Origin of the sequence: Enterobacter sp. PP-008-ECC_S150 (genome assembly GCF_045257065.1) — a bacterium.
In the GTDB taxonomy this organism is placed as follows: Bacteria; Pseudomonadota; Gammaproteobacteria; order Enterobacterales; family Enterobacteriaceae; genus Enterobacter; species Enterobacter chengduensis.
Genome location: NZ_JBJHHG010000042.1, coordinates 1 through 11,148, shown reverse-complemented (window position 1 = coordinate 11,148; position 11,148 = coordinate 1). Strand labels below are relative to the sequence as shown.

Here is an 11,148-nt window from a genome sequence, read left to right as displayed (position 1 = left end):
ACCTGTAAAACGGAAAGGCTCATTGAAGCCGTATATTTTCTGGAGGTTCATCAGGCGCGGAACTCATCGAGGCGCGGGAATAAAATCCCATTCAGACGCCGGATAGATTCAAGCAAGCCAACTTGTCGTCAAAATCGGTGTTGCAAAAACGGGAGTGACCATAGATTCCGTTTTCTGAGGCGACCCCCACATAGAGACCTTCCCGGTCATTCACTTTGTAGAGTTTGTCCCTGGGCTTGAGATTGCGCAGCTTGGTATCGGTCAGCATGTACCTTGTCCTTCTTCGTCTCCGATACCCACTCTATTGTAAACAAGACATTTTTATCTTTTATATTCAATGGCTTATTTTCCTGCTAATTGGTAATACCATGAAAAATACCATGCTCAGAAAAGGCTTAACAATATTTTGAAAAATTGCCTACTGAGCGCTGCCGCACAGCTCCATAGGCCGCTTTCCTGGCTTTGCTTCCAGATGTATGCTATTCTGCTCCTGCAGCTAATGGAGCACCGCAAACAGGTTACTCGCCTGGGGATTCCCTTTCGACCCGAGCATCCGTATGAGACTCATGCTCGATTATTATTATTATAGAAGCCCCCATGAATAAATCGCTCATCATTTTCGGCATCGTCAACATAACCTCGGACAGTTTCTCCGATGGAGGCCGGTATCTGGCGCCAGACGCAGCCATTGCGCAGGCGCGTAAGCTGATGGCCGAGGGGGCAGATGTGATCGACCTCGGTCCGGCATCCAGCAATCCCGACGCCGCGCCTGTTTCGTCCGACACAGAAATCGCGCGTATCGCGCCGGTGCTGGACGCGCTCAAGGCAGATGGCATTCCCGTCTCGCTCGACAGTTATCAACCCGCGACGCAAGCCTATGCCTTGTCGCGTGGTGTGGCCTATCTCAATGATATTCGCGGTTTTCCAGACGCTGCGTTCTATCCGCAATTGGCGAAATCATCTGCCAAACTCGTCGTTATGCATTCGGTGCAAGACGGGCAGGCAGATCGGCGCGAGGCACCCGCTGGCGACATCATGGATCACATTGCGGCGTTCTTTGACGCGCGCATCGCGGCGCTGACGGGTGCCGGTATCAAACGCAACCGCCTTGTCCTTGATCCCGGCATGGGGTTTTTTCTGGGGGCTGCTCCCGAAACCTCGCTCTCGGTGCTGGCGCGGTTCGATGAATTGCGGCTGCGCTTCGATTTGCCGGTGCTTCTGTCTGTTTCGCGCAAATCCTTTCTGCGCGCGCTCACAGGCCGTGGTCCGGGGGATGTCGGGGCCGCGACACTCGCTGCAGAGCTTGCCGCCGCCGCAGGTGGAGCTGACTTCATCCGCACACACGAGCCGCGCCCCTTGCGCGACGGGCTGGCGGTATTGGCGGCGCTGAAAGAAACCGCAAGAATTCGTTAACTGCACATTCGGGATATTTCTCTATATTCGCGCTTCATCAGAAAACTGAAGGAACCTCCATTGAATCGAACTAATATTTTTTTTGGTGAATCGCATTCTGACTGGTTGCCTGTCAGAGGCGGAGAATCTGGTGATTTTGTTTTTCGACGTGGTGACGGGCATGCCTTCGCGAAAATCGCACCTGCTTCCCGCCGCGGTGAGCTCGCTGGAGAGCGTGACCGCCTCATTTGGCTCAAAGGTCGAGGTGTGGCTTGCCCCGAGGTCATCAACTGGCAGGAGGAACAGGAGGGTGCATGCTTGGTGATAACGGCAATTCCGGGAGTACCGGCGGCTGATCTGTCTGGAGCGGATTTGCTCAAAGCGTGGCCGTCAATGGGGCAGCAACTTGGCGCTGTTCACAGCCTATCGGTTGATCAATGTCCGTTTGAGCGCAGGCTGTCGCGAATGTTCGGACGCGCCGTTGATGTGGTGTCCCGCAATGCCGTCAATCCCGACTTCTTACCGGACGAGGACAAGAGTACGCCGCAGCTCGATCTTTTGGCTCGTGTCGAACGAGAGCTACCGGTGCGGCTCGACCAAGAGCGCACCGATATGGTTGTTTGCCATGGTGATCCCTGCATGCCGAACTTCATGGTGGACCCTAAAACTCTTCAATGCACGGGTCTGATCGACCTTGGGCGGCTCGGAACAGCAGATCGCTATGCCGATTTGGCACTCATGATTGCTAACGCCGAAGAGAACTGGGCAGCGCCAGATGAAGCAGAGCGCGCCTTCGCTGTCCTATTCAATGTATTGGGGATCGAAGCCCCCGACCGCGAACGCCTTGCCTTCTATCTGCGATTGGACCCTCTGACTTGGGGTTGATGTTCATGCCGCCTGTTTTTCCTGCTCATTGGCACGTTTCGCAACCTGTTCTCATTGCGGACACCTTTTCCAGCCTCGTTTGGAAAGTTTCATTGCCAGACGGGACTCCTGCAATCGTCAAGGGATTGAAACCTATAGAAGACATTGCTGATGAACTGCGCGGGGCCGACTATCTGGTATGGCGCAATGGGAGGGGAGCAGTCCGGTTGCTCGGTCGTGAGAACAATCTGATGTTGCTCGAATATGCCGGGGAGCGAATGCTCTCTCACATCGTTGCCGAGCACGGCGACTACCAGGCGACCGAAATTGCAGCGGAACTAATGGCGAAGCTGTATGCCGCATCTGAGGAACCCCTGCCTTCTGCCCTTCTCCCGATCCGGGATCGCTTTGCAGCTTTGTTTCAGCGGGCGCGCGATGATCAAAACGCAGGTTGTCAAACTGACTACGTCCACGCGGCGATTATAGCCGATCAAATGATGAGCAATGCCTCGGAACTGCGTGGGCTACATGGCGATCTGCATCATGAAAACATCATGTTCTCCAGTCGCGGCTGGCTGGTGATAGATCCCGTCGGTCTGGTCGGTGAAGTGGGCTTTGGCGCCGCCAATATGTTCTACGATCCGGCTGACAGAGACGACCTTTGTCTCGATCCTAGACGCATTGCACAGATGGCGGACGCATTCTCTCGTGCGCTGGACGTCGATCCGCGTCGCCTGCTCGACCAGGCGTACGCTTATGGGTGCCTTTCCGCAGCTTGGAACGCGGATGGAGAAGAGGAGCAACGCGATCTAGCTATCGCGGCCGCGATCAAGCAGGTGCGACAGACGTCATACTAGATATCAAGCGACTTCTCCTATCCCCTGGGAACACATCAATCTCACCGGAGAATATCGCTGGCCAAAGCCTTAGCGTAGGATTCCGCCCCTTCCCGCAAACGACCCCAAACAGGAAACGCAGCTGAAACGGGAAGCTCAACACCCACTGACGCATGGGTTGTTCAGGCAGTACTTCATCAACCAGCAAGGCGGCACTTTCGGCCATCCGCCGCGCCCCACAGCTCGGGCAGAAACCGCGACGCTTACAGCTGAAAGCGACCAGGTGCTCGGCGTGGCAAGACTCGCAGCGAACCCGTAGAAAGCCATGCTCCAGCCGCCCGCATTGGAGAAATTCTTCAAATTCCCGTTGCACATAGCCCGGCAATTCCTTTCCCTGCTCTGCCATAAGCGCAGCGAATGCCGGGTAATACTCGTCAACGATCTGATAGAGAAGGGTTTGCTCGGGTCGGTGGCTCTGGTAACGACCAGTATCCCGATCCCGGCTGGCCGTCCTGGCCGCCACATGAGGCATGTTCCGCGTCCTTGCAATACTGTGTTTACATACAGTCTATCGCTTAGCGGAAAGTTCTTTTAGGGGTCTGACGCTCAGTGGAACGAAAACTCACGTTAAGGGATTTTGGTCATGAGATTATCAAAAAGGATCTTCACCTAGATCCTTTTAAATTAAAAATGAAGTTTTAAATCAATCTAAAGTATATATGAGTAAACTTGGTCTGACAGTTACCAATGCTTAATCAGTGAGGCACCTATCTCAGCGATCTGTCTATTTCGTTCATCCATAGTTGCCTGACTCCCCGTCGTGTAGATAACTACGATACGGGAGGGCTTACCATCTGGCCCCAGTGCTGCAATGATACCGCGAGACCCACGCTCACCGGCTCCAGATTTATCAGCAATAAACCAGCCAGCCGGAAGGGCCGAGCGCAGAAGTGGTCCTGCAACTTTATCCGCCTCCATCCAGTCTATTAATTGTTGCCGGGAAGCTAGAGTAAGTAGTTCGCCAGTTAATAGTTTGCGCAACGTTGTTGCCATTGCTGCAGGCATCGTGGTGTCACGCTCGTCGTTTGGTATGGCTTCATTCAGCTCCGGTTCCCAACGATCAAGGCGAGTTACATGATCCCCCATGTTGTGCAAAAAAGCGGTTAGCTCCTTCGGTCCTCCGATCGTTGTCAGAAGTAAGTTGGCAGCAGTGTTATCACTCATGGTTATGGCAGCACTGCATAATTCTCTTACTGTCATGCCATCCGTAAGATGCTTTTCTGTGACTGGTGAGTACTCAACCAAGTCATTCTGAGAATAGTGTATGCGGCGACCGAGTTGCTCTTGCCCGGCGTCAACACGGGATAATACCGCACCACATAGCAGAACTTTAAAAGTGCTCATCATTGGAAAACGTTCTTCGGGGCGAAAACTCTCAAGGATCTTACCGCTGTTGAGATCCAGTTCGATGTAACCCACTCGTGCACCCAACTGATCTTCAGCATCTTTTACTTTCACCAGCGTTTCTGGGTGAGCAAAAACAGGAAGGCAAAATGCCGCAAAAAAGGGAATAAGGGCGACACGAAAATGTTGAATACTCATACTCTTCCTTTTTCAATATTATTGAAGCATTTACCAGGGTTATTGTCTCATGAGCGGATACATATTTGAATGTATTTAGAAAAATAAACAAATAGGGGTTCCGCGCACATTTCCCCGAAAAGTGCCACCTGACGTCTAAGAAACCATTATTATCATGACATTAACCTATAAAAATAGGCGTATCACGAGGCCCTTTCGTCTTCAAGAATTTTATAAACCGTGGAGCGGGCAATACTGAGCTGATGAGCAATTTCCGTTGCACCAGTGCCCTTCTGATGAAGCGTCAGCACGACGTTCCTGTCCACGGTACGCCTGCGGCCAAATTTGATTCCTTTCAGCTTTGCTTCCTGTCGGCCCTCATTCGTGCGTTCTAGGATCCTCCGGCGTTCAGCCTGTGCCACAGCCGACAGGATGGTGACCACCATTTGCCCCATATCACCGTCGGTACTGATCCCGTCATCAATGAACCGGACTGCCACGCCCTGAGCGTCAAATTCCTTTATCAGTTGGATCATATCGGCAGTGTCGCGGCCAAGACGGTCGAGCTTCTTAACCAGAATGACATCACCTTCCTCCACCTTCATCCTCAGCAAATCCAGCCCTTCCCGGTCTGTTGAACTGCCGGATGCCTTATCGGTAAATATACGGTTTGCTTTCACACCTGCGTCTTTGAGTGCTCTGACCTGAAGATCAAGAGACTGCTGACTGGTTGAGACCCGAGCGTAACCAAAAAGTCGCATAAAAATGTACCTTAAATCGAATATCGGACAACTCATGTCTATTATTACAAATTTACGATTTAATAGACATATTAATGTAACAGTTTTACGATGTCCGATAATTTATAACATTTCGTACGGTTGGAAAAATGTTACTAAATGCCCGTCAGGCAGGGAGGCCGATATGCCCGTTGACTTTCTGACCACTGAGCAGACTGAAAGCTATGGCAGATTCACCGGTGAACCGGATGAGCTTCAGCTGGCACGATATTTTCACCTTGATGAAGCAGACAAGGAATTTATCGGAAAAAGCAGAGGTGATCACAACCGTCTGGGCATTGCCCTGCAAATTGGATGTGTCCGTTTTCTGGGCACCTTCCTCACCGATATGAATCATACCTAGATTCTACGTCAGTACTTCAAAAAGCATAATCAAAGCCTTGATAAATATGCATTCCTTCGAAATTCAGCTTTCACCCATTGGGTGAAAGAAAAGTGCTCAAAAATATGTTAAATTATCAGCTTTTATGACTCGATATATGGTAAAATAATAGTAAGAAAAGTAGTAAAAAGGGGTTCTAATTATGATTAATAAAATTGATTTCAAAGCTAAGAATCTAACATCAAATGCAGGTCTTTTTCTGCTCCTTGAGAATGCAAAAAGCAATGGGATTTTTGATTTTATTGAAAATGACCTCGTATTTGATAATGACTCAACAAATAAAATCAAGATGAATCATATAAAGACCATGCTCTGCGGTCACTTCATTGGCATTGATAAGTTAGAACGTCTAAAGCTACTTCAAAATGATCCCCTCGTCAACGAGTTTGATATTTCCGTAAAAGAACCTGAAACAGTGTCACGGTTTCTAGGAAACTTCAACTTCAAGACAACCCAAATGTTTAGAGACATTAATTTTAAAGTCTTTAAAAAACTGCTCACTAAAAGTAAATTGACATCCATTACGATTGATATTGATAGTAGTGTAATTAACGTAGAAGGTCATCAAGAAGGTGCGTCAAAAGGATATAATCCTAAGAAACTGGGAAACCGATGCTACAATATCCAATTTGCATTTTGCGACGAATTAAAAGCATATGTTACCGGATTTGTAAGAAGTGGCAATACTTACACTGCAAACGGTGCTGCGGAAATGATCAAAGAAATTGTTGCTAACATCAAATCAGACGATTTAGAAATTTTATTTCGAATGGATAGTGGCTACTTTGATGAAAAAATTATCGAAACGATAGAATCTCTTGGATGCAAATATTTAATTAAAGCCAAAAGTTATTCTACACTCACCTCACAAGCAACGAATTCATCAATTGTATTCGTTAAAGGAGAAGAAGGTAGAGAAACTACAGAACTGTATACAAAATTAGTTAAATGGGAAAAAGACAGAAGATTTGTCGTATCTCGCGTACTGAAACCAGAAAAAGAAAGAGCACAATTATCACTTTTAGAAGGTTCCGAATACGACTACTTTTTCTTTGTAACAAATACTACCTTGCTTTCTGAAAAAGTAGTTATATACTATGAAAAGCGTGGTAATGCTGAAAACTATATCAAAGAAGCCAAATACGACATGGCGGTGGGTCATCTCTTGCTAAAGTCATTTTGGGCGAATGAAGCCGTGTTTCAAATGATGATGCTTTCATATAACCTATTTTTGTTGTTCAAGTTTGATTCCTTGGACTCTTCAGAATACAGACAGCAAATAAAGACCTTTCGTTTGAAGTATGTATTTCTTGCAGCAAAAATAATCAAAACCGCAAGATATGTAATCATGAAGTTGTCGGAAAACTATCCGTACAAGGGAGTGTATGAAAAATGTCTGGTATAATAAGAATATCATCAATAAAATTGAGTGTTGCTCTGTGGATAACTTGCAGAGTTTATTAAGTATCATTGCAGCAAAGATGAAATCAATGATTTATCAAAAATGATTGAAAGGTGGTTGTAAATAATGTTACAATGTGTGAGAAGCAGTCTAAATTCTTCGTGAAATAGTGATTTTTGAAGCTAATAAAAAACACACGTGGAATTTAGGGACTATTCATGTTGTTGTTATTTCGTATCTTCCAGAATAAGGAATCCCATGGTTAAAAAATCACTGCGCCAGTTCACGCTGATGGCGACGGCAACCGTCACGCTGTTGTTAGGAAGTGTGCCGCTGTATGCGCAAACGGCGGACGTACAGCAAAAACTTGCCGAATTAGAGCGGCAGTCGGGAGGCAGACTGGGTGTGGCATTGATTAACACAGCAGATAATTCGCAAATACTTTATCGTGCTGATGAGCGCTTTGCGATGTGCAGCACCAGTAAAGTGATGGCCGCGGCCGCGGTGCTGAAGAAAAGTGAAAGCGAACCGAATCTGTTAAATCAGCGAGTTGAGATCAAAAAATCTGACCTTGTTAACTATAATCCGATTGCGGAAAAGCACGTCAATGGGACGATGTCACTGGCTGAGCTTAGCGCGGCCGCGCTACAGTACAGCGATAACGTGGCGATGAATAAGCTGATTGCTCACGTTGGCGGCCCGGCTAGCGTCACCGCGTTCGCCCGACAGCTGGGAGACGAAACGTTCCGTCTCGACCGTACCGAGCCGACGTTAAACACCGCCATTCCGGGCGATCCGCGTGATACCACTTCACCTCGGGCAATGGCGCAAACTCTGCGGAATCTGACGCTGGGTAAAGCATTGGGCGACAGCCAACGGGCGCAGCTGGTGACATGGATGAAAGGCAATACCACCGGTGCAGCGAGCATTCAGGCTGGACTGCCTGCTTCCTGGGTTGTGGGGGATAAAACCGGCAGCGGTGGCTATGGCACCACCAACGATATCGCGGTGATCTGGCCAAAAGATCGTGCGCCGCTGATTCTGGTCACTTACTTCACCCAGCCTCAACCTAAGGCAGAAAGCCGTCGCGATGTATTAGCGTCGGCGGCTAAAATCGTCACCGACGGTTTGTAATAGCGGAAACGGAATGGGGAAACTCATTCCGTTTTTGTTTATCGCCTTAGACGGCAAAAGTGCTGTCGCCCACCTGCGCTTGCGCATACCAGGCCATAAGCTCCGTGGTTCCTGGTTCTCCTTCCGCTGGAGCCCAGTGCGCATAGTCATCGGCAGCCACGGGTTGATAGCCACCGTGTTTTACTTCAAAAATTATGCCACCGGTATCCAGCGACAGCACGGCATGCCAGGTTCCTGCGGCCATCTCCAGCACCGTACAGGTTTCCCCCAATATCGCCCGATGGGTGACGGTACCCCGATCGTCAAAATTCAGCACCACGAAACGACCCCTTAATGGCAACAGTAGCTCGAAGGTGTGAGGGTGTCGGTGCGGGCGCACGTAGGTCCCAGGTCATATTCCTTCCGGCGTCCGGCATTTTACCGCCAGACAGCTCGGGATTCGTGATATCACCGTTCTTGCAGAATACGGTCAGAGGGAAAATACCCGCCGTGAGCATGCAGCGCTGATACGTCAGCACTATCAGTATCGTGAATTTGCCTGGCCCTGGACATTTCGCCTTACCCGTCTTTTATATACCCGGAGCTGGATAAGCAACGAACGTCCTGGCCTGCTTTTCGATCTGGCGACAGGGTGGCTTATGCAACATCGTATTATTCTCCCCGGAGCCACTACGCTGACCCGGTTGATTTCAGAGGTAAGGGAAAAGGCGACGTTGCGCCTGTGGAACAAACTGGCACTGATACCGTCAGCCGAACAGCGTTCACAGCTGGAGATGCTGCTGGGGCCAACTGATTGCAGCCGCCTGTCTTTACTGGAATCACTGAAAAAGGGCCCTGTGACCATCAGTGGTCCGGCGTTTAATGAAGCAATTGAACGCTGGAAAACTCTGAACGATTTTGGCCTGCATGCTGAAAACCTGAGTACACTCCCGGCTGTGCGCCTGAAAAATCTCGCACGTTATGCTGGTATGACTTCGGTGTTCAATATTGCCAGGATGTCACCGCAGAAAAGGATGGCGGTTCTGGTTGCCTTTGTCCTTGCATGGGAAACGCTGGCGCTGGATGATGCATTGGACGTTCTGGACGCCATGCTGGCCGTTATCATCCGTGACGCCAGAAAGATTGGGCAGAAAAAACGGCTCCGCTCGCTGAAGGATCTGGATAAATCTGCATTGGCGCTCGCCAGCGCATGTTCGTACCTGCTGAAAGAAGAAACACCGGACGAATCGATTCGTGCTGAGGTGTTCAGCTACATCCCAAGGCAAAAGCTGGCTGAAATCATCACGCTTGTCCGTGAAATTGCCCGGCCCTCAGACGATAATTTTCATGAAGAAATGGTGGAGCAGTACGGGCGCGTTCGTCGTTTCCTGCCCCATCTGCTGAATACCGTTAAATTTTCATCCGCACCTGCCGGGGTTACCACTCTGAATGCCTGTGACTACCTCAGCCGGGAGTTCAGCTCACGGCGGCAGTTTTTTGACGACGCACCAACGGAAATTATCAGTCGGTCATGGAAACGGCTGGTGATTAACAAGGAAAAACATATCACCCGCAGGGGATACACGCTCTGCTTTCTCAGTAAACTGCAGGATAGTCTGAGGCGGAGGGATGTCTACGTTACCGGCAGTAACCGGTGGGGAGATCCTCGTGCAAGATTACTACAGGGTGCTGACTGGCAGGCAAACCGGATTAAGGTTTATCGTTCTTTGGGGCACCCGACAGACCCGCAGGAAGCAATAAAATCTCTGGGTCATCAGCTTGATAGTCGTTACAGACAGGTTGCTGCACGTCTTTGCGAAAATGAGGCTGTCGAACTCGATGTTTCTGGCCCGAAGCCCCGGTTGACAATTTCTCCCCTCGCCAGTCTTGATGAGCCGGACAGTCTGAAACGACTGAGCAAAATGATCAGTGATCTACTCCCTCCGGTGGATTTAACGGAGTTGCTGCTCGAAATTAACGCCCATACCGGATTTGCTGATGAGTTTTTCCATGCTAGTGAAGCCAGTGCCAGAGTTGATGATCTGCCCGTCAGCATCAGCGCCGTGCTGATGGCTGAAGCCTGCAATATCGGTCTGGAACCACTGATCAGATCAAATGTTCCTGCACTGACCCGACACCGGCTGAACTGGACAAAAGCGAACTATCTGCGGGCTGAAACTATCACCAGCGCTAATGCCAGACTGGTTGATTTTCAGGCAACGCTGCCACTGGCACAGATATGGGGTGGAGGAGAAGTGGCATCTGCAGATGGAATGCGCTTTGTTACGCCAGTCAGAACAATCAATGCCGGACCGAACCGCAAATACTTTGGTAATAACAGAGGGATCACCTGGTACAACTTTGTGTCCGATCAGTATTCCGGCTTTCATGGCATCGTTATACCGGGGACGCTGAGGGACTCTATCTTTGTGCTGGAAGGTCTTCTGGAACAGGAGACCGGGCTGAATCCAACCGAAATTATGACCGATACAGCAGGTGCCAGCGAACTTGTCTTTGGCCTTTTCTGGCTGCTGGGATACCAGTTTTCTCCACGCCTGGCTGATGCCGGTGCTTCGGTTTTCTGGCGAATGGACCATGATGCCGACTATGGCGTGCTGAATGATATTGCCAGAGGGCAATCAGATCCCCGAAAAATAGGGCACTGTTGCAAATAGTCGGTGGTGATAAACTTATCATCCCCTTTTGCTGATGGAGCTGCACATGAACCCATTCAAAGGCCGGCATTTTCAGCGTGACATCATTCTGTGGGCCGTACGC

Annotated in this window: 7 protein-coding genes and 5 pseudogenes; 7 read left to right on the top strand and 5 right to left on the bottom strand. The window is 49.6% G+C overall.

Features of this window, described 5'->3' with window-relative positions; genetic code table 11:
• Nucleotides 1–163 precede the first annotated feature (163 nt).
• Nucleotides 164–268: pseudogene (locus ACJBF3_RS25435) on the bottom strand (Arm DNA-binding domain-containing protein); the annotation flags it as partial.
• 329 nt (nt 269–597) lie between these two features.
• On the opposite strand from ACJBF3_RS25435, the gene sul2 reads away from it, so the two are divergent.
• Genes sul2 through ACJBF3_RS25420 form a run of 3 tightly spaced genes read left to right on the top strand, consistent with a single transcriptional unit; the run spans nt 598 to nt 3,113 of the window.
• A complete protein-coding gene (gene sul2 / locus ACJBF3_RS25430) occupies nt 598–1,413 on the top strand; it encodes a sulfonamide-resistant dihydropteroate synthase Sul2 (RefSeq protein WP_001043260.1) in 816 nt (271 codons plus the stop codon).
• Between the two features lie 60 nt (nt 1,414–1,473).
• On the top strand, nt 1,474–2,277 hold the full coding sequence (gene aph(3'')-Ib / locus ACJBF3_RS25425; protein WP_001082319.1) for an aminoglycoside O-phosphotransferase APH(3'')-Ib: 804 nt from the start codon (nt 1,474–1,476) through the stop codon (nt 2,275–2,277).
• Nucleotides 2,277–3,113, top strand: a complete 837-nt coding sequence (locus ACJBF3_RS25420; RefSeq protein ID WP_000480968.1) for an aminoglycoside O-phosphotransferase APH(6)-Id — start codon at nt 2,277–2,279, stop codon at nt 3,111–3,113. Before aph(3'')-Ib ends, ACJBF3_RS25420 begins: the two co-directional genes overlap by 1 nt.
• Nucleotides 3,114–3,219: 106 nt before the next feature.
• Here the strand turns inward: ACJBF3_RS25420 and ACJBF3_RS25415 are convergent.
• The 3 genes and pseudogenes from ACJBF3_RS25415 to ACJBF3_RS25405 all read right to left on the bottom strand — a co-directional run.
• Nucleotides 3,220–3,624: pseudogene (locus ACJBF3_RS25415) on the bottom strand (IS91 family transposase); the annotation flags it as partial.
• A 209-nt stretch (nt 3,625–3,833) separates the two neighbouring features.
• Nucleotides 3,834–4,694, bottom strand: a complete 861-nt coding sequence (locus tag ACJBF3_RS25410; protein WP_000027057.1) for a broad-spectrum class A beta-lactamase TEM-1 — start codon at nt 4,692–4,694, stop codon at nt 3,834–3,836.
• A gap of 182 nt (nt 4,695–4,876) precedes the next feature.
• Complete coding sequence (locus tag ACJBF3_RS25405; RefSeq protein WP_001235713.1) at nt 4,877–5,434, bottom strand: recombinase family protein; 558 nt, start codon at nt 5,432–5,434, stop codon at nt 4,877–4,879.
• A gap of 163 nt (nt 5,435–5,597) precedes the next feature.
• On the opposite strand from ACJBF3_RS25405, the pseudogene ACJBF3_RS25400 reads away from it, so the two are divergent.
• From ACJBF3_RS25400 to ACJBF3_RS25390, 3 genes and pseudogenes are all read left to right on the top strand, one after another.
• Nucleotides 5,598–5,804, top strand: a pseudogene (locus tag ACJBF3_RS25400) (DUF4158 domain-containing protein); the annotation flags it as partial.
• 193 nt (nt 5,805–5,997) lie between these two features.
• Entirely contained in the window at nt 5,998–7,260 is a 1,263-nt protein-coding gene (locus ACJBF3_RS25395) for an IS1380-like element ISEcp1 family transposase (RefSeq protein WP_000608644.1), read from the top strand.
• Nucleotides 7,261–7,515: 255 nt separating this feature from the next.
• Nucleotides 7,516–8,391 carry an extended-spectrum class A beta-lactamase CTX-M-15 gene (locus ACJBF3_RS25390; protein WP_000239590.1) on the top strand — a complete coding sequence of 292 codons (876 nt, stop codon included), beginning with the start codon at nt 7,516–7,518 and terminating at the stop codon, nt 8,389–8,391.
• A gap of 46 nt (nt 8,392–8,437) precedes the next feature.
• On the opposite strand, the pseudogene ACJBF3_RS25385 reads toward ACJBF3_RS25390, so the two are convergent.
• Nucleotides 8,438–8,782, bottom strand: a pseudogene (locus ACJBF3_RS25385) (WbuC family cupin fold metalloprotein); the annotation flags it as partial.
• Nucleotides 8,783–8,795: 13 nt separating this feature from the next.
• Between ACJBF3_RS25385 and ACJBF3_RS25380 the strand changes: the two are divergent.
• A pseudogene (locus tag ACJBF3_RS25380) lies at nt 8,796–11,024 on the top strand (Tn3-like element Tn3 family transposase); the annotation flags it as partial.
• Between the last annotated feature and the right edge of the window lie 124 nt (nt 11,025–11,148).